This is a genomic window from Xanthomonas sp. NCPPB 2922 (assembly GCF_041520885.1).
Lineage (GTDB): Bacteria > Pseudomonadota > Gammaproteobacteria > Xanthomonadales > Xanthomonadaceae > Xanthomonas > Xanthomonas campestris.
In genome coordinates, this window is sequence record NZ_JBGOFY010000025.1 from 17,706 (window position 1) to 39,354 (window position 21,649).

A 21,649-nucleotide genomic window follows, 5' to 3' on the forward strand; every position below is an offset into this window, starting at 1 on the left:
AAACGTGGATCAGGCAGCGGGCTTGGGCACGATGATCTTCAAGCCCTTGAAGTAGTCGCGGAAAAAACTGTCGTCGCGGGTGATCAGGCCGTCGCACTGCAGCATCGCGTGGGCACCGATCAGGAAGTCGGCCACCACCCGCTCGCGCTTGCCGCCGCGCGCACGAAAGCGGCGCTGCATCTCGCCGGCGCGCAAGGCCGATTTGGCCTCCAGCGCGTTGAAGCGGATGCTCATGTCTTCCAGCACCGACAGTGCTTCGGCGCCATCGCGCAGCGCGCTGCAGACCTCGGCCAGCACCACGTCGCACACCACCACAGGGCCAGTGCTCAGGCATTGGCGCAGGCAGGCTTCGGCGGCGTCGGCTTGCGCGCTGTCGGCCAGCAGGTCGACCAGCACCGATGAATCAATGGCGATCATGCGCCGGCTTCGGGATCGAGCGGATCGCCCGGCGCACGCCCACGGATGGCACGCATCGCATCGTCGGTGCTGGCAAAGCCGTCCAGCTTGAAGCGGCCGCGTGCGCGTGAAATGGCATCGTCAACACTCTTGCGCAGAATGATGCGGCCGCCTTCCAGCTCGACCTTGAGCGTGGTGCCCTTGGTCAGGCCCAGCGCGTCGCGCACCGCCTTGGGCAGCGTGATCTGGCCGCGTTCGGCAACAGTGGCTTCCATGGGCGCTCCGCAGAAAAAGTATGCATGAATTCTACATACTTGACTTGTCGTACTCAAGGCCACATACCGGTGTGCACAAACCGGGCGTACACACTGAATCGGTCACACTGTGGCCGAGCCTAAAGCCTGCAAGCCATAGGAGTGATGCATGAGCGATTCCTTTTCCACCCGCACCTCGCTAGAGGTCAACGGCCAGCGCTACGACTACTACAGCCTGCCCAAACTGGGCGAGCGCTTCGATGTCGCCCGCCTGCCCTACTCGATGAAGATCCTGCTGGAGAACCTGCTCCGGCATGAAGACGGTGGCGTCACCGTCGGCAAGGACCACATCGAAGCGGTCGCCAAGTGGGACCCGGCCGCCGAACCCGATATCGAAATCGCCTTCATGCCTGCGCGCGTGGTGCTGCAGGACTTCACCGGCGTGCCCTGCGTGGTCGACCTGGCCGCGATGCGCGATGCGGTGGTCAGGCTCGGTGGCAACGCCGACCAGATCAATCCGCAGATTCCCTCCGAACTGGTCATCGACCACTCGGTGCAGGTGGACGTATTCGGCAAGCCCGAAGCGCTGGATCTGAACGGCAAGATCGAATTCCAGCGTAACCAGGAGCGCTACGGCTTCCTGCGCTGGGGCCAGAAGGCCTTCGACAACTTCAAGGTGGTGCCGCCCAACACCGGCATCGTTCACCAGGTAAACCTGGAAAACCTGGCACGCGTGGTGATGAGCGCGGACAAGGACGGCACCCAGATCGCCTATCCGGACACCGTGTTCGGCACCGACAGCCATACCACCATGATCAACGGTATCGGCGTGCTGGGCTGGGGCGTGGGCGGCATCGAGGCGGAAGCGGCGATGCTCGGCCAGCCCTCCTCCATGCTGATTCCGCAGGTGGTGGGCTTCAAGCTGACCGGCAAGCTGCCCGAAGGCGCCACCGCCACCGACCTGGTACTCACGGTCACCCAGATGCTGCGCAAGCATGGCGTGGTGGGCAAGTTCGTGGAGTTCTACGGTGAAGGCCTGCAGCACCTGCCGCTGGCCGACCGCGCCACCATCGGCAACATGGCACCGGAATACGGTGCCACCTGCGGCATCTTCCCGGTCGATAACGAATCGCTGACCTACCTGCGCCTGTCCGGCCGCAGCGAGGAGCAGATTGCACTGGTGGAGGCCTACGCCAAGGCACAGGGCCTGTGGCATGACGCCGACACCCCGCATGCGCAGTACAGCGCCACGCTGGAGCTGGACATGGGCGACGTCAAACCGTCGCTGGCCGGCCCCAAGCGCCCGCAGGATCGCGTGCTTCTGGAAGACATGCAGTCCAACTACCGCGAAAGCCTCAAGCCGTTCGCCGAGGCGCGCAGCAAGCGTCTGGCAGATACCAAGCAGGAAGACCGGCTCAAGAACGAAGGCGGCGGCGGTACCGCAGTAGGCGCCAAGGCCTCGCAGGCCGAAAGCGCTGGCGACAGCGGTGCGGGCTGGCAGCTGCGCGATGGCTCGGTGGTGATCGCTGCGATTACCTCGTGCACCAATACCTCCAACCCGGCAGTGATGCTGGGCGCCGGCCTGCTCGCCCGTAATGCCGCGGCCAAGGGCTTGAAGGCGCAGCCCTGGGTCAAGACCTCGCTTGGGCCGGGCTCGCGCGTGGTCACCGACTATCTGACCAAGGCCGGCGTGCTGGCCGATCTGGAACAACTCGGTTTCTACGTGGTGGGCTACGGCTGCACGACCTGCATCGGCAATTCTGGCCCGCTGCCGGAAGACGTCTCGGCGGCGATTGCCAAGGATGACCTGGTGGTGACCTCGGTGTTGTCGGGCAACCGCAACTTCGAAGGCCGCGTGCATCCCGAGGTCAAGATGAACTACCTCGCCTCGCCGCCACTGGTGGTGGCGTATGCGATCGCCGGCACCACCGACATCGACCTCACCCGCGACCCGCTCGGCACCGGCAGCGACGGCCAGCCGGTGTACCTGCGCGACATCTGGCCGAGCAACAAGGAAATCGGCGACACCATCGCCGCCACCGTTGGCCCGGAAATGTTCAAGCAGAACTACGCCGATGTGTTCAAGGGCGATACGCGCTGGAACACCATCGCCTCGCCGGACGGTGACCTGTACGAGTGGGATGCCGCGTCCACCTACATCAAGAACCCGCCCTACTTCGAAGGCATGACGATGCAGGTGGGCCACGTCGACGACGTGCATGGCGCGCGCATCATGGGCTTGTTTGGCGACTCGATCACCACCGACCACATCTCCCCGGCCGGCAACATCAAGAAGGATTCACCCGCGGGCCGTTTCCTGCAGGAGCGCGGCGTACAGCCGGCCGACTTCAACAGCTACGGCAGCCGCCGCGGCAACGACGATGTGATGGTGCGCGGCACCTTCGCCAATATCCGCATCAAGAACCTGATGTTCGGTGGCGAGGAAGGCGGCAACACACTGTATTTCGGCAAGGACGGCGCCGCGCCTGAGAAGCTGGCCATCTACGACGCGGCGATGAAGTACAAGGCCGATGGCGTGCCGCTGGTGGTGCTGGCCGGCAAGGAATACGGAACCGGCTCCTCGCGTGACTGGGCCGCCAAGGGCACCAACCTGCTGGGCGTCAAGGCCGTGGTCGCCGAAAGCTTCGAGCGCATCCACCGCTCCAACCTGGTCGGCATGGGCGTGCTGCCACTGCAGTTCCTGGAAGGCGAAAATGCGCAGACACTGGGCCTGGATGGCTCGGAAGTGCTGGACATCACCGGCTTGCAGGACGGCGCCAGCCGTCGCGCCACCATCGATGCGAAAAAATCCGATGGCAGCGTCAAGCAGTTCCAGGTCAAGGTGCTGCTGCTGACGCCGAAGGAAGTGGAGTACTTCAAACACGGCGGCCTGCTGCAGTACGTGCTGCGCCAACTGGCCGCCCGCAAGGCAGCCTGATTGCACTGAAGTGATGTTCCCGACACTCCCGCCGCCCGGCGGGAGTGTCGTTTTTGGCCAACGGATGCATCGCAAGCTTGGCTGGGGATCGACTGACGGCGGTGAAACCACACTACGTCTGTGAACCAAGAAGAGCGCACGCGCAGAGCGCTAGCCGATATGGTCGCGCTCGCTGATATGGGAACCTGCCCTACCCGCCACCCGCCGTCCACTGTGCGTGGTACAGCTCCCAGTCGCTGCCACGCAGCCGCCAGCCGGTGGTGACCTGGTAGTGCTGCGCCTGATCAGGCAACCAGCGTCCGCCGCCGGTCAGCAACACGCTGAAGCGAACGGTTGCCGTACTGCCCTGCATCTGCACGTCCACCGGCCCAACGGTGACGCCGATCGCTTGATGACCCAGCAGCTGCAGTTGCAGCAGGCGCCGCGCCCCGGCCGCGTCCATGCCGTGCTCACCGACAAAATCCTCTGCCACCAGCGCCATCGCCTCGCGTACATCGCGTGCCTCGATCGCCGCGCGCATTTGCTCCACCGTGGCACGCAGCCGCTGTTCCGGGCCCGGCTTCGCGCAGCCGGCCAGCAGCAGCACGCAGAGCGCCGCCATCCCGACGTGCCACCTCAAAATGCTGCTGCGCATCACGCTTCGCCTTTTCCATCCATGACGGTATGCTGCCAGTTGCTGTGGCGCCGTGGAACATGGCACGCCACCAACAAATACCCTGGAGGGGGGCAGATGAGTCAGGCACGTCCTTGGTTGCAAAGTTATCCGGCCGGAGTGGCCGCGGAGATCGATCTGGAGCAGTTCCGCACCGTGGCGGAGGTTTTCGCCACATCGGTGGCGCGCTTCGCTGATCGCCCCGCGTATCACAGCTTCGGCAAGACCATCACCTACCGCGAAGCAGATCAGCTGGTCGACCAGTTCGCGGCCTATCTGCTCGGCGAGTTGCAGCTGAAAAAAGGCGACCGCGTCGCCTTGATGATGCCCAACTGCCTGCAATACCCGATTGCCACCTTCGGCATCCTGCGCGCCGGTCTGACCGTGGTGAACGTCAATCCGCTCTACACCCCGCGCGAGCTCAAGCACCAGTTGATCGACTCGGGCTCCAGCGTGCTGGTGGTCATCGACAACTTCGGCACCACTGTGCAGCAAGTGATCGCCGACACCCAGGTCAAGCAGGTCATCACCACCGGCCTGGGCGACATGCTCGGGTTCCCGAAGGCTGCACTGGTCAACTTTGTCGTCAAGTACGTCAAGAAGCTGGTGCCGGAGTACCGCATCAACGGCGCGATCCGCTTCCGCGAAGCGCTGGCACTGGGCCGCAAGCACCGCGTCCCGACCCTGCAGATCGAGCCGGACGACATCGCCTTTTTGCAGTACACCGGCGGCACCACCGGCGTACTCAAGGGCGCGATGCTGACCCACCGCAACCTGGTCGCCAACATGCAGCAGGCGCACCAGTGGCTGGCCGGTACCGGCAAGCTGGAAGAAGGCCACGAGGTGGTGATCACCGCGTTGCCGCTGTATCACATCTTCGCGTTGACGGCGAACGGCCTGGTCTTCATGAAGATCGGCGGCTGCAATCACCTGATCAGCAACCCGCGCGACATGCCGGGCTTCATCAAGGAACTCAAGAAGACCCGCTTCACCGCGTTTACCGGCGTCAATACGCTGTTCAATGGCTTGCTCAATACGCCCGGCTTCGATCAGATCGACTTTTCGTCGTTGAGGATGACCCTCGGCGGCGGCATGGCAGTCCAGCGCTCGGTCGCCGAACGCTGGAAGCAGGTCACCGGCCTGACTCTGGTCGAGGCTTACGGCCTGACCGAGACATCGCCCGCCGCCTGCATCAACCCGATGGATCTGGTCGACTACAACGGCTCGATCGGCCTGCCGATCCCGTCCACCGATGCCTGCATCAAGGACGACGATGGCAAGGTGCTGGCGCTGGGCGAGATCGGCGAGCTGTGCATCAAGGGCCCGCAGGTGATGAAGGGCTATTGGAAAAAGGCCGACGAGACCGCCAAGGTCATGGACGCCGAAGGCTGGCTGCACACCGGCGACATCGCGCGTATGGACGAACGTGGCTTCGTTTATATCGTCGACCGCAAGAAGGACATGATTCTGGTGTCCGGCTTCAACGTGTACCCCAACGAGATCGAAGACGTCATCGCGACAATGCCGGGCGTGCTCGAAGTGGCCGCAGTCGGCGTACCGGATGAAAAGTCCGGCGAAATCGTCAAGGTGGTGATCGTCAAGAAAGACCAGGCCCTGACCGCCGAGGACGTAAAGGCGCACTGCCGTACCAACCTGACCGGCTACAAGCAGCCGCGCGTGATCGAGTTCCGCAAGGAATTGCCGAAAACCAACGTCGGCAAGATCCTGCGTCGCGAATTGCGGGATGCGGCCAAGGCATAGCCAACCGTGCAGCCGCAGAGTTGAAGACGTTCAGTCGTCATGACGCCCGCAACGCCGCAAGGCCTTGCGGGCGTCTGCTTTTGCACGCATAGAATTCGATGTCGGCGCACGCTCACGCGTTCACCCTTATCTCCGTCCGCAAGGCGGCCGGCCGGACGGTCTCACGGAGAACCACCATGTCTGCAGTTCAACCCTTCATTCGTACCAATATTGGCTCGACCCTACGCATCATCGAAGAACCGCAGCGTGACGTTTACTGGATCCATATGCATGCCGACCTGGCCATCAATCCCGGGCGGGCCTGTTTCTCGACACGCCTGGTCGACGACATCACTGGCTACCAGACCAACCTGGGACAACGCTTGAATACTGCCGGTGTGCTGGCGCCGCACGTGGTGCTGGCATCGGACAGCGACGTGTTCAATCTGGGCGGTGATCTGGCCCTGTTCTGCCAACTGATCCGCGAAGGCGACCGCGCCCGCCTTCTCGACTACGCCCAACGCTGCGTGCGCGGCGTGCATGCCTTTCATGTCGGCCTGGGCGCGCGTGCGCACAGCATTGCGCTGGTCCAGGGCAATGCGCTTGGCGGCGGGTTCGAAGCGGCACTAAGCTGCCACACGATCATTGCCGAGGAAGGCGTGATGATGGGGCTGCCCGAAGTGCTGTTCGACCTATTTCCGGGGATGGGCGCCTACTCCTTCATGTGCCAGCGCATCAGTGCGCACCTGGCGCAAAAGATCATGCTTGAAGGCAACCTGTATTCGGCCGAACAGCTGCTCGGCATGGGCCTGGTCGACCGCGTGGTACCGCGTGGCCAGGGCGTGGCCGCAGTGGAACAGGTGATCCGCGAGAGCAAGCGCACGCCACACGCGTGGGCGGCGATGCAACAAGTGCGCGAAATGACCACCGCCGTGCCGCTTGAGGAGATGATGCGCATCACCGAAATCTGGGTAGATACCGCCATGCAACTCGGCGAAAAATCACTGCGTACCATGGACCGCCTGGTGCGCGCGCAGTCGCGTCGCTCAGGGCTCGACGCGGGCTGATGCGCCGGCGGTCTATTCGTTGCTACGGGGGGAGCACTCGCCGTCCTTGACGCCCTGCACGCGTGCGTCGAGTGCATCCTTTCCCGCCTTCAACTGCTCGCGCAGTGTGGACAGCCGCAGCCGCCATTCTGCCTGCAGCTGCCAATCGGCCATGCGCATCAGCTCGCCACCGCTGCTGGCAACCTGCGCCAGACCAAGGTTGCTGGCCACGCCGCGTAAGGCATGCGCACTCTCGCGCAGTTGTTCCCAGTCCGAGCACGTGCCATCGCGTTCGATATCGCCCACGCAGTTCTGCGCATCGTCCAGACACTGGCGCACGAACTGACGTTCGAATTCCTCGCCCATGCCCAGCGCGGCCAGCTCGTCCAGCACGCTGGAATCGAGCACGCCTTCGAAACTTGTCGCCACCTGCACCGTGGTTGCCGGCGTCGCCAACTGCCGGGTGCTCACTGCCAGATCGGCCAGGGTGTCGAGCAACTTGGCCGCCACGACAGGCTTGGCCAGAAACGCACGCGCGCCGGCCTGTTCGCAGGCGCGAATCGCTTCGGGCGTCACGTCGGCGCTGAGCACCACCACTGGCGTGTAGCGCATGCCACTGGCCTGCATCACCCGCAATTGCTTGAGCATGTCCAGGCCGTTCATGCCCGGCATGTGCAGATCCACAATCACCGCGTCGTAATCCTCTTCGGCCATCGCATCGAGCACCTGCTCGGCGCCGTTGACGCACAGCACCTTATGCCCAGCCTTCTCCAGCAACCGCTGCAGCACCATGCGGTTGGCTTCGTGGTCGTCGGCCACGAGCATGCGCATACTGCGCACACGTGCGCGATGACGCAGGAATGGGTTGGAAAAAGCGATGATGTTGGAAGATTCCAACTCCTCGGGCGCATCCACCAACGCCCCGGTCGGCACCCGTACGGTCGAAGATTTCAGCGGCTCGCCGATCGCCATCGGCAGCTCGAACCAGAACACGCTGCCGCTTGGCTGATTTTCCTTGAACCCGATACTGCCTCCCATTGCCTCTACAAGGCCCTTGGCGATGGTGGTGCCCAGGCCGGTGCCCTCGTAACGGCGCGACAACCCGACATCGGCCTGCTCAAAGGCCTCGAACAGCCGCGGGCGCATGTCCATCGGCACGCCGATGCCGGTGTCTTCCACATCGAAGCGCAACCGGACGGCGTCCTCGGCACTCCCGGACACGCGCGTGACCCGGAGCAACACATGCCCGTGCTCGGTGAACTTGACCGCATTGCCGACCAGATTGAGCAGTACCTGACGCAGATGAGCGGTGTCGCCCTTGAGCAGGTCGGGCACGTCGTCGGCCACCTGCGTGCCGTACTCCAGCCGGCGCCCCCTGGCCTGCGGCTGCAGGATCAAGTTGACCGAGCCGATCATCTCGCGCAGCGAGAAGTCGCGGCGATCGATACGGATCTTGCCGGCCTCGATCGCCGAAATATCCAGCACCTCTTCCACCAACGACAGCAGGCTGCGCGCCGATGCCTGGATGGTGTTGAGGCACTCCTTCTGCTCGGCGTCCAAGCGCGTGGTCGCCAGCACTTCGGTCATGCCCGACAGCCCGTTGAGCGGCGTGCGGAACTCATGGCTCATATTGGCCAGGAAGCGGCTCTTGGCCTGGTTGGCGTGCCGGGCTTCGCGCACTGCACGGGTCATCGCACGTAACAGCGAGTCGAAGTACAGCGGCACCGCAATCAGGCCCAGCAACAACCCCCAACTCAGATAGGGATTGGCTTTCCAATAAGGAGAAATCAGGATGGCACCGAGAAAACACAGGCTGCCCATTGCGGTCGCCGCACGCAGATAGTTGCTGCCATAGCGCAGACCGTTGCCGATGGTCACCCACATGCACACCGCATACAGCGGCGAGGCTGGCTCGCCCTGGATGGCCATGATCGCGCCGGTGCAGGTGTAGTCGAGCAGCATCCCGATCAGCCGGCGCGTATGCGACACCTGCGGTCGCAGCAGGATTGCCACCATCAAGCCCAACGACACCAGCAGCTCGCCGACCAAGATCAACCAGGTGGCCATCAAGGTATCGCCGTGGGTGTGCTGATAGCGCCATCCCAGGTACGAAATGAACAATGTGGTGATGATGATGCGGATCAGATTCTGCGCGTGTTCCGAATCTGCTCGCCCTGACAGGCGCCGCTTCAACCTTGGCAATGGAGACTTCATAGACGCCTCAGACGCGCGGCGGCGTCGATGGGGTTGGGATCCTTCCGTGCTGCGAAGCAGCGTCGATACCTGCTGCTGGCGACCCGGCCATTGCCTGGTCCCGCTCGCGTAGCGTACGCAACAATGACATAGGAACCACGATCAGCGCACCCAGAAGCGCGATCCCCAAGCCAAGCTGGCCCTGCCAATACGTGCTATTGGCAAGCGTCGTGCCGAAGCTGAGCGTGGCCATGGCAACAGCGGTATGCAGCGTCTCGCTGCCGAAGCGCAGCCCATTGCCGATCGTGATCCAGAGCAACACGACGTATAGAAAGGCCATCGGTGCGCCCATCCAGGTCATTGCCAGCCCGATCAAGCCATAGTCGGCGAGCATCCCAAGCGTCCGCCGCAGATGCGAGCGCGGTGGGCTTGCCACAATCCGGCAAAAGATCAGCACTGCTGTCGCCTGACCGATCGCGATCAGACAGAACAGCTGCTGCAACTGGCGCCCGGAGACCGGCCATCGGGGAGCGCTGATCAGCGTGTAGACCAGGATCAGCGCAATCAGCGTGATGCGTACCAGGGCTTGACCGTGCTCGCTGTCGGCGCGCCGGGCAAGTCGAGCACGCAGCTGGCTGAGCACCGCCCTCACCTCACACCCCAGGACGCGCCGATGCGGTGGAGAACTGTCCGCAGATCTGCTCCAGTTGCGCGCGCCCGCGCAGCAGTGCGTCCACGCAGCGCGGGTCGAACAGCCGACCGCGTTGGGCGTACAGGTAGGCTAGTGCTGCGTCCATCGTCCATGCTTCCTTGTAAGGCCGTGCCGAGAGCAGTGCGTCGAAGACGTCGGCCACTGCCACGATGCGTGCTTCCAGCGGTATCGCCTCGCCCACCAGGCCGTCGGGATAACCGCTGCCATCGTAACGCTCGTGATGGCGTAGCGCGATCAGCGCGCCCACCTGGATGAAGCGGTTCTGGCTGCCGCTGAGCAGCTCATAGCCGATGCGCGGGTGGCGCTTCATCACGTTCATTTCGTCTTCGGTGAGCTTGCCCGGCTTGAGCAGCACCGAATCGGGAATGGCGATCTTGCCCATGTCGTGCAGTGGCGCGGCCATCTCGATGATGCGCACTTCTTCTTCGGACAAGCCCAGCTGCTCGGCCACCAGGCCGGCCACGTGCGACATCCGCTCCAGGAAGGCGCTGGTGCCGCCGTCGCGGTATTCGATGGCGCGTGCCAGGCGCGAAAGCGTTTCGCGTTCGCGCTCTTCGACCTCGTTCATGCTCGCAAGCAGGCGTTGCTCCAGCGACAGCGCGCGTTGCTTGACGCTCTCGCTCTGCTGGCGCAACTGCAACAGGTTCGAGCAGCGGGCGCGCAGTTCGCGCGGCCGGATCGGCTTGACCAGGAAATCGATCACGCCCGCTTCCAGCGCCGCCTGGCGGATCGGCTCGTCGCCGACGATGGTGATCAGGATGATCGGAATGTCGCGGTGGCTCGGCAAACGGCGCAGCCGCCGCGCGAACTCCAGTCCGTCCATGCCCGGCATCCGGTAATCGAGCAGCAACAGATCCACGCGACCAGCTTCGCACCAGGACAGCGCGTCCAGCGGGTCGCCGAAATCATAGACCTTCAACTCCGGCGCGATGTCTTCGATGACATGACGCAGCATTGTCCGCGCGGACATCTGGTCATCGACAATGACGATGTTCAATCCCAGATCCGCCTTTTCCGACCAGCTTCCCCATGTCTCCGCCGAAGATACACCCGCCGGATTCCCTAAAACATCCTGCATAACCGTTTCTCCTCTCGTTCGAGAACGGGAAAGCGACGACGTCGGTCCCTGTACCGACTCCTCCGGCCATACCGTGACCGGAGCTCCGCCCTAGCATATGCAGTATCTGTGCCGTCGGCACGCGGCGGCACAAAAAAATCAGGCTTCCGGGCGCATGTACGGGAACAGCAGCACGTCACGAATGGAGGTACTGCCGGTCAGCAGCATCACCAGCCGATCGATACCGATGCCCAGCCCGCCGGTCGGCGCCATTCCGTACTCCAGGGCACGGATGTAATCGGCGTCGTAATGCATGGCTTCGTCGTCGCCGCCGTCCTTCGCCTGCACCTGGGCCTGGAAACGCGCCGCCTGGTCTTCCGGGTCGTTGAGCTCCGAGAACCCGTTGGCCAGCTCCTTGCCATTGATGAAGAGCTCGAAGCGGTCGGTATACCCCGGCTCGGTGTCGCTGGCGCGTGCCAGCGGCGACACCTCGACCGGATGGTCGGTGATGAAAGTCGGCTGCACCAGCGTGTGTTCGACGGTGGCCTCGAAGATTTCCAGCAGCAGCTTGCCCCAGCCGTAGGACGGCTTGACCTTGATCTTGAGCCGCTCGCAATGGCGCAGCAGCGCGGCGCGGTCGGTGCAATCGGCCGCGCTGATCTCAGGGTTGTGGTGGCGCACCGCCTCATCCATGCGCCAGCGTCGGAAAGCCGGCGCCAAATCAATGTCGGCGCCGTCCCAGCTGACCTGGGTGGTGCCGAGTACGCCCTGGGCGGTGTCGCGGATCACCTGCTCGGTCAGATCCATGATCTCGTGGTACGTGGCATAAGCCTCGTAAAGCTCGAGCATGGTGAATTCGGGGTTGTGCCGGGTCGACACGCCTTCGTTGCGGAAATTGCGGTTGATCTCGTAGACGCGCTCCAGCCCACCGACCACCAGCCGCTTGAGGTACAGCTCCGGGGCCACGCGCAGGTACAGGTCCAGATCCAGTGCGTTGTGGTGGGTGGTGAACGGCTTGGCAGTGGCGCCGCCGGGGATGTAATGCATCATCGGCGTTTCCACTTCCAGGAAGCGGCGCGCGTCCAGCCAGGCGCGGATGGCGCGGATGATCTTGGAGCGCTTGATGAAGACCTCGCGCGCTTCCGGGGTGACGATCAGGTCCACATAGCGCTGGCGATAGCGCTGCTCCACGTCCGACAGGCCGTGCCACTTGTCCGGCAGCGGACGCAGCGACTTGGTCAGCAAACGCAGCGCACTGGCCTTGACCGACAGCTCGCCGGTCTTGGTGCGGGTCAGCCCGCCCTCCACCGCCACGATGTCGCCCACGTCCCAGCCCTTGAAGGCGGTGTAGGCATCGCCCAGCACATTGCCCTGCAGGAACAACTGCACGCGCCCGGACTCGTCCTGGATCTGCGCGAAGCTGGCCTTGCCCATCACCCGCTTGGCCATCAACCGGCCCGCCAGCTTGACGCTGCGGTCGGCTGCTTCCAGCGCTTCGGCAGTCCAGGTTTCGGCATCGGCGAACTCGGCCTGCAGATCGCCGGCAAAGTGGGTGCGCACGAAATCGTTCGGATAGGCGATGCCCTGGCCGCGCAACGCGCCCAGTTTCGCGCGCCGCTCGGCGATGAGGCTGTTCTCGTCGGCGGGGAGCTGCGGCGTGGGGGTCTGTTCGGTCATGGCGGGAATCGATCTGCAATGGGTCGGGCACGGGCCCGGTGGGGGTAAGGCGCCGGTGGGGTCGGCGCCGCTGCGACGGTGCAGCGCGATGGAACGATCGCGTAGCGGTGTCGCGTGGTGTGAGATGGCAAGGCGTCGCTGGCGAGCGACGCGGTCTCCGCAGTGCTGCAGTGCGCCGGTGCGACATTACCGCCGCACCGGCGCACCGCACTCAGGCATCCAGGCGCTTGGAGCCCGCCGCCAGGCCGGCCTTGAGGCTGGCTTCGACGAATTCGTCCAGATCGCCATCGAGCACCTTCTGGGTGTCGCTGCGTTCGATGCCGGTGCGCAGATCCTTGATACGGCTCTGGTCGAGCACATAGTTGCGGATCTGGCTGCCCCAGCCGATGTCGGACTTGGTCGCTTCCAGCGCATCGCGCTCGACGTTGCGCTTCTGCACTTCCAGCTCGTACAACTTGGCGGCCAGCATCTTCATCGCGTTGTCGCGATTTTGGTGCTGGCTGCGGCCGGTCTGGCAGGCGACCACGGTGTTGGTCGGGATGTGCGTGATGCGCACCGCCGACTCGGTCTTGTTGACGTGCTGGCCGCCGGCACCGGAGGAGCGGTACACGTCGGTACGCAGGTCGGCCGGATTGATGTCGATCTCGATGTTGTCGTCCACTTCCGGCGACACGAACACCGAGGTAAAGCTGGTATGCCGGCGGTTGTCGGAGTCGAACGGCGACTTGCGCACCAGCCGGTGCACGCCGATCTCGGTCTTCAACCAGCCATAGGCGTACTCGCCTTCGATGCGGATCGTGGCCGACTTGATGCCCGCCACTTCGCCGCCGGAGACTTCCATCAGCTCGGTCTTCCAGCCGCGCGACTCGGCCCAGCGCAGATACATGCGCAGCAGGATTTCCGCCCAGTCCTGGGCTTCGGTACCGCCGGCGCCGGCCTGGATGTCGACGAACGCGTTGGCGCCGTCCATCTGGCCGGAGAACATGCGCTGGAATTCCAGCTTTTCGACGTGTGCCTGGTACTTGTCCAGGTCGGCGATCACCGCCACGGCGGTGTCTTCGTCCTGCTCGCTCTCGGCCAGGTCCAGCAACTCGCCGGCATCGGTGAGGCCGGCCAGCACATCGGCGATGCCGATGACGGTCTTTTCCAGCATGGAGCGCTCGCGTCCCAGCGCCTGGGCGCGCTCGGCGTCGTTCCAGACATCGGGGCTCTCAAGCTCCCGGCTGACTTCCTCTAGACGCTCTTTCTTGACGTCGTAGTCAAAGATACCCCCTGAGCGAGAGCACGCGATCGTTGAGATCGGTGATGCGCTGGCGGATCGGATTGGTTTCGATCATGACGGACTTCCGGCAAACAAGCCCGGTAGTTTAGCAAGCGGGCGGCGACGGCGGAACGCGGTGGCCATCCAGTTCAGCCCGGCACAACCGGCACCGCAGGGGCCTCGGCATGGCCGGCGGCCCGCCGCAGCGACGCCAGGTAACGACGGCTGCACGGCAGCGGGCCATTGCCGGACAGGTGCACGCGCGCCTCGCCGGCGTCCAGCGGCTCGATGGAAACCACGCAGCCCAGGTTGACGATGTAGCTGCGATGGATCCGCACAAACACGGCCGGATCGAGCTTCGCCTCGATCGCCGTCATCGTGCTGCGCAGCGGATAGTCGTGCCCGCGCACATGCAGATTGACGTAATTGCCGGATGCCTGCAGCCATTCGATATCGGCGGCGGCGACCAGGAAATCGCGCCCCAACTTACGCACCAGAAAGCGTCCGGGGCGCTCGAGCGACTCCACCGGCGCGCCTTCGTCGGGCGCAGCCAGCAGCCGCACTTCGCCCTGCAAGCGCCGCAACAGAAACCGGTAGCCGTGCATGCACGCGACGATGATCGCGAAGGTGCGCACGTCCTTGAGATATTCGTAGACCAGTTCCTGTGGCCACGCGCCGAACTCGTAATGCTCGCCCAGCAGCCGATAGGCCAGCATGCGTAGCCCGACCATCGTCAGGACGTGCACCACCGAGACTGCCACGCTGACCAACAGATACCAGGGCAGCCGGCGCCACCAGGTATCCAGATGCAACGGCAGCTTGCGCGTGAACCAGCCAATGACGGGGACGAGCATCAGCAGCCAGACCAGGCCGCTGGACAGCTCCCAGACCCAGGGCTCCCAGCTTTGGATCGGCAGCCCGGCGCGCCGGCGATCCATCAACTCGGTGACCGCGTTGCCGCTGGCGTTGACCACCACCACCAGTAGCCAGAAGAACATGCCTGCGCTGCGCTGCCACGGCAGAAAGCGCTTCAGGGTCGTGCGGGCGGGGTCAGTGCTCATCCCCATATTCTAGGGCTGGCACGGCTGGTCGCCTCCAGTGCGGACGCCGTTCCCTGAATCTCCCGATGTCGCCCCTATCCGCTGGCCGCCTAAAGCGCCGCCCCATGTAGTTGGCCCCCTATCGGCGATGGCAGAGGCAGCCAATGCAAAGGCGTCACGATCTGGACTGGCTGCGCGTCATCGCGTTTGGCCTGCTGGTGCTTTACCACGTCGGCATGGACTACGTGACCTGGGATTGGCACGTCAAAAGTCCCACCACCCACCTGATGCTGGAGCCGCTTATGCTGCTCAGCAGCCCGTGGCGGATGTCGCTGCTGTTGCTGATTTCCGGTGTCGCCACAGCGTTCATGCTGCGCAGCAGGCCGGAGGGCTTGCTGTATCGACGATCGCGCCAGTTGCTGCTGCCGCTGTTGTTCGGCATGGCCGTGATCGTGCCGCCACAGTCCTATTATCAAGTGGTCGAACAATGACCCGGCGGCTACCACGAGGGCTACCTGGCGTTTTATGCAAAGTATCTGAGCGCCCACCAAGGATTCTGTGGCACCGACGGCGACTGTCTGCGCCTGCCGACCTGGAACCATCTGTGGTTCCTGCCTTACCTGTGGGCTTACACGCTGGTGGCCTGGTTCCTTTGGCGTCTGCTTCCTGCCGACGCGATGGTGCGGATACGCGCATGGACCGCGCGGGAAGTTCGGGGCTGGCGGGTGTTGCTGGTACCGGTGACGCTCCTGGCGCTGGCACGTCTGCTGCTGGTGGCTCGCTTCGAGCAGACCCGTTGGCTATTCGACGATTGGTACAACCACGCGCAGTACCTGCCGATCTTCCTGATCGGAGTGCTGATCGCGCCAATGACCAGCGTCTGGGAGTCGCTGCAACGCCTGCGCTGGGTGGCACTGCTGCTGGCCGTTTGCAGCTATGCGTTGATGATCCACACCTTGTATTTATCCATTTACGATGACGCGCATCCCGCGCCCACCACGCTGCGCCTGCTCTTGCGGGTGCTGTGGGCGGTCGACCAGTGGTGCGCGATCGCCGCCGTCCTGGGCTTTGCCTACCGTTTCCGTCATGCAGACGGCGCCGCCTTGCGTTATCTCACCGCTGCCATGTTTCCGGTCTATGTGCTGCATCAGACCATCATCGTGGTCCTGGCGCATTCCCTGAAGCCACTGGCACTGCCGCAACTGGTCGAGAGTGCGACGCTGATCGTCGTGACCGCCGCGCTGTGCCTGGCGGGCTACGAGGTCATCCGCAGACAGCGCTGGCTACGGCCGCTTTTTGGCCTGCCAGCGATGACAAGGCTGCGCGCGGCTCCCGTCATAAAGAAAGAGACGGCGACGTAGCGACGCCAGAGCCGGCCTTCGCTCGGGTGAAACTATTCGCGCATCTCGGGCCAATCGCCCGCTTGCCGTCCCCTGTTCGTCCCCGTGGGACCGCAACTGGTCACACAGTGACGGCATTGCTCCCTTGGCGCAGCTGTATGGGGCCAGATTGCCGAGGGTGCGGGCACGCCTTCCAACGACACCATCATGAACGAGCGCCGCCACGATATCGATGCCTTGCGCGTCTTCGCCTTCGCCCTGCTGATCCTCTATCACGTGGGCATGGCCTACGTGGCCGGCTGGGAGTTCCACCTCAAGAGTGCCTATACCACCGAGTGGTTACAGGCGCCGATGATCGTTCTCAACCGCTGGCGCATGCCGCTGCTGTTTATGATCTCCGGCATTGCGATCGGGCTGGCGCGTGCGGAACGCGCGCCGTGGCAGTTCGCATGGCGACGCTGCGGCCGGTTATTGCCTCCATTGCTGTTCGGCATGTTCGTGGTGGTGGCGGTGCAGGCGTACTGCCAGGGCGTGACGAATGGAAAGGTCAGCCCGGGCTTTGGCGCCTTCCTGCTGCGCTATTGGCAGGTGCGTCCCTGGCCGGCCGGCAGCTTCGATGGCTGGGAGCACGGCATCACCTGGAACCATCTGTGGTATCTGGCCTACTTGCTGCCGTACACGCTGTTGCTCCTGGCGCTAATGGCGCTGGCCCGCGCGCTGCCGACGCTGGCACTGCCACGGCTGCCCGCCGCCGTGCTGGTACCGGCGCTCTTGCTGCTGCCCATCCTGTGGGAAAGCATCTGTGTGCTGTGGGTGCTGCCGCGCTACCCGCCCACCCACGCATTGGTCGGCGACTGGTTCGTGCATGCCGAATCGCTCCCGTTGTTCCTGTTGGGCTATCTGCTGGCGCATAACGCGCGCTTTTGGCGCTGGGCGGTGCAGCTGCGCTGGCTCACCTTGGCGAGCGCGGTGCTGGCAATCACGGTGGAGCTGACCTTGCGGGCGGGCGGCCAATCGCTACTGCCGGCCGGCTTGCAAACCGCGCTGGCCGCGCTGCCGCTGGGGGTGATCGAGCGCCTCGCGCGCGCTGCCTATACGTGGCTGGTACGTGGCTGGCCTTGCTCGCTTTGCTGGGCTGGGCGCGGCATCGCCTCAACCGCCCGTTCGCCTGGTTGCCGTACTGCACCGAGGCCGTGTTTCCCTGGTACATCCTGCATCAGAGCCTGATCATCGTCGCGTTGTACTGGCTGGCGCCGTTCAAACTCGGTGCGTGGCTGGAGCCGGCCCTGGTGCTGGCGGCGACCGTGGCCGGATGCCTGTTGCTGCATGAGCTGGTCATCCGCCGCCTGCGTTGGCTGCGTCCGTTGTTCGGCGTGCCAGCGCGTCCCCGCGCCGCGCCCGCTGTGGGCACGGGTGTTTCTGCGGCTGCTGAGCACCCAGGCGAGCCTAGGCAGCGCGATCAACGCGGCACATTGCCCTAACCCGCGCCAACCGTACTCCGCCGCGGGATGGACGGCAACTGCCGGCGGCACGCAAGATGCGCTTCCGTTCCTGTTGTTGAAGATCATCGATGCGCCCTTCCCTGTGTACCGCCCTGTTGTTGCTCTCGCCTGTCGCCGCGCTCGCCGCGCCTGCCACCAGCGTCGATTTCAGTCACGACGACTGGACCATCGCCTGCGACAACACCCGCACCTGCCGCGCTGCCGGCTACCAGGCCGATGACAGCGACCCGCCGGTTTCGGTGTTGCTCACCCGCAAGGCCGGTGCCGGCCAGGCGGTGACGGCGGAGCTGATGTTGGGCCAGTACGACAAGGTCAAGATGCCGGCCTCGCTTAGCCTGCAGATCGATCAGCGCAACCAGGGCAAGCTGGCGCTGGATGGCAAGCGCGGCACTGCGGTGCTGACCAGTGCGCAGGTCGGCGCGCTGCTGGCGGCGTTGCCACGCAGCAGCAAGATCGTGGCGCTCGGCAACGATGGCCGGCGCTGGCAGTTGTCCGATCGCGGCGCGGCCGCGGTGCTGCTGAAAATGGACGAATTCCAGGGCCGGATCGGCACGCGCGGGGCACTGGTGCGCAAGGGCGACCGCGACGAAACCGCCGTGCTGCCGCCGTTGCCGGCACCCCAGGTCCGCGCGGCCAAGCTCGCCGCAGCGCAGGCAGGCGACGCACGCCTGGGCACGCTGCCGGCGCTGTATCAGGCGCTGCGCGCCACCCTTCCTGCCGATGAGGAGTGCAAGGGGCTCGACGCCAGCGATGCGTCGGAACCGCTGAACGTCACGCGCCTGACCAACGACAAGCTGCTGGTTTCCACCGATTGCTGGATGGGCGCGTACAACATCGGCACCGGCTTCTGGGTTGTGAATGCGCGCGCACCGTTCACCCCAACTCTGGTGACCCTACATGCCAGCGATCTGGATGGCGCCACCATCCTGGAGTCGCAGAAGGGCCGCGGCCTGGGCGACTGCTACAGCCAGGCAGCATGGACCTGGGATGGCCGCCGTTTTGTGCTGACCTCCAAGTCCACCTCCGGCCTGTGCCGGCTGGTTGCCGCCGGCGGCGCCTGGGAGCTGCCAACTGTGGTGGCCGACGTCAAACAATAACTGGCCCGATCACCCGGCCGGCGCATCGTCAACGGCGCGGTCTGCAGCACGGCAGACCGCACCAGGCCTATGCCCGGAGCGCACCGCTCAACCCGCTGACGCCGCCGGCTCGCAGTGCTCGACGATGAGCTGTACCGCAGTGCCACCGCGGTAGTCGTCGCCGACCAGCCGATAGGCGATGCGCACCGTGCGCGCCGGCTCGCTGCCGCGCCAGCCATTGAAGTGGATGGCGTTGAGCGGCTCGGCGCGCCCGGCGCAGCGCAAGGTCAGCTTGAGGTGGCGCTCCTTGAGCAGGCGCCATTGCAGCACTTCGAATTGGCCATCGAACAGCGGTTCGGGAAAGCCCTGCCCCCACGGCCCGGCGGCACGCAGCGCTTCGGCATGCAGATGATCGAGTTCGTGCGCGGCCAGCTCGCCATCGCTGTGCAATTCGGCCTGCAACAGCGAGGCGTCGACCATCGCCTGCACCTGGGTCTGAAACGCCTGCTCGAACGCGGCCAGCGCGCGGTGCTCCAGGCTCAGGCCGGCCGCCATCGCATGCCCGCCGAACTTCTGGATCAAGCCCGGATGGCGCGCATCCACCGCCGCCAGCACGTCGCGGATATGCAGGCCGGGAATGGAGCGCGCCGAGCCGCGCAACTGGTCGCTGCCCGGCTCGGCCGGTGCCAGCGCGATCACCGGACGGTGCAGGCGGTCCTTGAGTTTGGAGGCAACCAGGCCGATCACGCCTGGGTGCCATTCGGGGTCGAACAGGCAGGCGGCCATCGGCAGCGCACCGTCGGCAGCCAGCATCACCTTGGTGACGGCCTGCTCGGCATCGTCGGTCATCAACTGCTGCACCGCGCGGCGCTCGGCGTTGATTTCTTCCAGCAGACCTGCGATCTCGCGCGCCCGGCTCCAGTCCTCGCACAGCAACAGTTCGATGCCCAGCGCCATGTCTTCGAGCCGGCCGGCGGCGTTGAGACGTGGCGCCAACGCAAACCCGATATCGCTGGCACTCAACCGCGCCGCATCGCGGCCGCTGGCGTCGATCAACGCACGCAGGCCGATGCAGCCTTTGCCTTCACGCAGGCGGCGCAGGCCCGCAGACACCAGTGCGCGGTTATTGGTGTCCAGCGGCACCAGATCGGCCACCGTGCCCACCGCCACCAGATCCAGCAGCACCGACAGGTCCGGTTCTGCGCGCTCGGCAAAGGCCCCGCGCGCGCGCAACACGCCACGCAAGGCGAGCAGCACGTAGAAGATCACCCCGACCCCGGCCAGCGTCTTGCTCGGGAAACTGTCCTGCACCAGGTTGGGGTCCACGATCGCATCGGCCGGCGGCAAGACCTCGCCGGGCAAATGGTGATCTGTGACCAGCACGGTCCAGCCGCGTGCCTTGGCCGCCGCAACACCGGCATGGCAGGCGATGCCGTGATCGACGGTGACCAGCAGATCCGGCTGCAGCGCGGCCAGTTCGTCCACCAGCGCCGGCGACAGGCCATAGCCATGCACCATGCGATTGGGCACCGCATGGTGCACATCCAGCGCGCCCAGCATGCGCAGACCGCGCACGCCGACTGCGCACGCGGTAGCGCCATCGCAATCGAAGTCACCTACCACCAGGATGCGGCGTTGTGCGGCGATCGCATCGGCCAACAGTTCGGCGGCGACGCGGCTGTTGTGCAACAACTCCGGCGACAACAGCTGGCCGAGCCGCGGGTGCGCGCCCTGCACATCGACCACGCCGCGCGCGGCGTAGATCCGCCGCAACAACGGCAGCATTGCGTCGGGCCAGGTGCCGCCCTGCCCGGGCGGGCGTCGCACAATCGTGGGGCTGGAGGTCATTGCACCAGCTGCAGGCGCGGCTTCCGCCAGAACCGCCAGCGCTGCGTGCGCTGCAGCGTCAGGGTCTCGCCGTCCTGGAAATCCAGCACCAGGCGATCGAGTTCGCCGCGCGCGATGGCGGCGAGCAATGGCGCCACCGCATCGGCACTGAACTGCTCCAGCGAGCGCAGGTGGCGCAGATCCACCAGCGCATCCACGCGCTGCTCGCCCTGCGCATCGGCACCTGCGGCAAGCGCCAGCGAACGCAGCAACGAATCGCGGCTGCGTACCTGGCGGTGCGGCGAGGTCACTGCGTGCGGCAACACGCCGCCACCCCAGAACCACAGCGAATTGATCGGCGGCTTGCCGCTGGCCACACGCCCCTCGTTCCAGGGATGCTGGTGCAGCACCACCTGGGCTTCGGTCAGCAGCGCGCGCCAGCGCCGGCCCGTGTCGCCGGCCGGCAAATGATCGAACAGGTCTTCACCGATCGCCGCTTCGGGTGAGGCGAACTCCGGCAGCTGTGCATCCGGCGACAGCCGCAGATACCAGCGCGAGGGCGTGGGTGCATCCAGCAGAAAGCCGGCATCGCCAAACATCGGCTTGAGCACCGGCAACAGCATTACCAGATCTTCGGCGGTGGCGCCCAGTGCTTCGCCGTAACCCATCAAGCGCGCGCCCTGCATGTCCGGCACCACATAGGCCGGATCAGCGCGGACCCAGGTCGCGCCAGCGGCGTCGCCGGCATCGAGCTGACGCGTCAGCGCCGCCACAGGCCACTGGTGCGGGGTGAGCGCGAAATGGCGCTGCAACTGCGCCACTTCGCCAGCCTCGGCCGGCTGCACATCGGCGCGCGCCAGTGCACGCGCCACCGCTGCATCGCCCAGGGTTCCGGGCAGGCGGCGGCGTTCCGGCAGCAGCAGGGTCGCGGTGGTCAT

General features: G+C 65.1%; 15 protein-coding genes and 2 pseudogenes. 6 read left to right on the forward strand and 11 right to left on the reverse strand.

Annotated elements, in window-relative coordinates; all coding sequences use genetic code 11:
* Positions 1–9: 9 nt before the first annotated feature.
* Together ACD584_RS19350 and ACD584_RS19355 are read right to left on the reverse strand one after the other, a co-directional pair.
* A complete protein-coding gene (locus ACD584_RS19350) occupies positions 10–417 on the reverse strand; it encodes a type II toxin-antitoxin system VapC family toxin (protein WP_011037032.1) in 408 nt (135 codons plus the stop codon).
* Positions 414–671 (reverse strand): AbrB/MazE/SpoVT family DNA-binding domain-containing protein, encoded by a 258-nt coding sequence (locus ACD584_RS19355; protein WP_011037031.1) that lies wholly within the window; start codon positions 669–671, stop codon positions 414–416. Before ACD584_RS19355 ends, ACD584_RS19350 begins: the two co-directional genes overlap by 4 nt.
* Before the next feature lie 148 nt (positions 672–819).
* Here ACD584_RS19355 and acnA point away from each other — a divergent pair, with 148 nt between their 5' ends.
* Entirely contained in the window at positions 820–3,588 is a 2,769-nt protein-coding gene (acnA, locus tag ACD584_RS19360) for an aconitate hydratase AcnA (RefSeq protein ID WP_076036876.1), read from the forward strand.
* Positions 3,589–3,778: 190 nt separating this feature from the next.
* Here acnA and ACD584_RS19365 read toward each other — a convergent pair whose 3' ends face one another.
* Positions 3,779–4,222, reverse strand: a complete 444-nt coding sequence (locus ACD584_RS19365; RefSeq protein WP_175611640.1) for a nuclear transport factor 2 family protein — start codon at positions 4,220–4,222, stop codon at positions 3,779–3,781.
* Positions 4,223–4,318: 96 nt separating this feature from the next.
* Between ACD584_RS19365 and ACD584_RS19370 the strand changes: the two genes are divergently transcribed.
* Positions 4,319–6,001 carry a long-chain fatty acid--CoA ligase gene (locus tag ACD584_RS19370; protein WP_076036874.1) on the forward strand — a complete coding sequence of 561 codons (1,683 nt, stop codon included), beginning with the start codon at positions 4,319–4,321 and terminating at the stop codon, positions 5,999–6,001.
* A 176-nt stretch (positions 6,002–6,177) separates the two neighbouring features.
* Positions 6,178–7,047 (forward strand): crotonase/enoyl-CoA hydratase family protein, encoded by an 870-nt coding sequence (locus tag ACD584_RS19375; RefSeq protein WP_011037027.1) that lies wholly within the window; start codon positions 6,178–6,180, stop codon positions 7,045–7,047.
* A gap of 12 nt (positions 7,048–7,059) precedes the next feature.
* Here ACD584_RS19375 and ACD584_RS19380 read toward each other — a convergent pair whose 3' ends face one another.
* The 6 genes from ACD584_RS19380 to ACD584_RS19405 all read right to left on the reverse strand — a co-directional run bounded on the left by ACD584_RS19380 (position 7,060) and on the right by ACD584_RS19405 (position 14,924).
* On the reverse strand, positions 7,060–9,240 hold the full coding sequence (locus ACD584_RS19380) for an ATP-binding protein (RefSeq protein ID WP_076036873.1): 2,181 nt from the start codon (positions 9,238–9,240) through the stop codon (positions 7,060–7,062).
* A 7-nt stretch (positions 9,241–9,247) separates the two neighbouring features.
* The gene (locus ACD584_RS19385; RefSeq protein ID WP_040942322.1) at positions 9,248–9,862 is read right to left on the reverse strand and encodes a hypothetical protein; all 615 of its coding nucleotides are present in this window, start codon (positions 9,860–9,862) and stop codon (positions 9,248–9,250) included.
* A gap of 10 nt (positions 9,863–9,872) precedes the next feature.
* Positions 9,873–11,009, reverse strand: coding sequence for a two-component system response regulator (locus tag ACD584_RS19390; protein ID WP_011037024.1), 1,137 nt, complete (start codon positions 11,007–11,009; stop codon positions 9,873–9,875).
* Positions 11,010–11,147: 138 nt separating this feature from the next.
* The gene (lysS, locus tag ACD584_RS19395; protein WP_076036871.1) at positions 11,148–12,665 is read right to left on the reverse strand and encodes a lysine--tRNA ligase; all 1,518 of its coding nucleotides are present in this window, start codon (positions 12,663–12,665) and stop codon (positions 11,148–11,150) included.
* A 211-nt stretch (positions 12,666–12,876) separates the two neighbouring features.
* Positions 12,877–14,002, reverse strand: a protein-coding gene (gene prfB / locus ACD584_RS19400; protein ID WP_100097357.1) for a peptide chain release factor 2 whose coding sequence is annotated in 2 segments (ribosomal slippage) — positions 12,877–13,926 and positions 13,928–14,002 — 1,125 coding nt in all. Because the reading frame shifts where the segments join, the coding sequence is not laid out codon by codon here.
* A gap of 73 nt (positions 14,003–14,075) precedes the next feature.
* Positions 14,076–14,924, reverse strand: a complete 849-nt coding sequence (locus tag ACD584_RS19405; RefSeq protein WP_225041607.1) for a LytTR family DNA-binding domain-containing protein — start codon at positions 14,922–14,924, stop codon at positions 14,076–14,078.
* A 278-nt stretch (positions 14,925–15,202) separates the two neighbouring features.
* Between ACD584_RS19405 and ACD584_RS19410 the strand changes: the two are divergent.
* From ACD584_RS19410 to ACD584_RS19420, 3 genes and pseudogenes are all read left to right on the forward strand, one after another.
* Positions 15,203–16,327 (forward strand): annotated as a pseudogene (locus ACD584_RS19410) (acyltransferase).
* Positions 16,328–16,513: 186 nt separating this feature from the next.
* Positions 16,514–17,787 (forward strand): annotated as a pseudogene (locus tag ACD584_RS19415) (acyltransferase family protein).
* 89 nt (positions 17,788–17,876) lie between these two features.
* Positions 17,877–18,905 (forward strand): DUF1176 domain-containing protein, encoded by a 1,029-nt coding sequence (locus ACD584_RS19420; protein WP_011037017.1) that lies wholly within the window; start codon positions 17,877–17,879, stop codon positions 18,903–18,905.
* A gap of 87 nt (positions 18,906–18,992) precedes the next feature.
* Here the strand turns inward: ACD584_RS19420 and recJ are convergent, their stop codons facing one another.
* Both recJ and ACD584_RS19430 read right to left on the reverse strand, forming a co-directional pair.
* Entirely contained in the window at positions 18,993–20,732 is a 1,740-nt protein-coding gene (recJ, locus tag ACD584_RS19425) for a single-stranded-DNA-specific exonuclease RecJ (protein ID WP_040941373.1), read from the reverse strand.
* Positions 20,729–21,649 carry a phosphoglycerate mutase gene (locus ACD584_RS19430; protein WP_040941374.1) on the reverse strand — a complete coding sequence of 307 codons (921 nt, stop codon included), beginning with the start codon at positions 21,647–21,649 and terminating at the stop codon, positions 20,729–20,731. Before ACD584_RS19430 ends, recJ begins: the two co-directional genes overlap by 4 nt.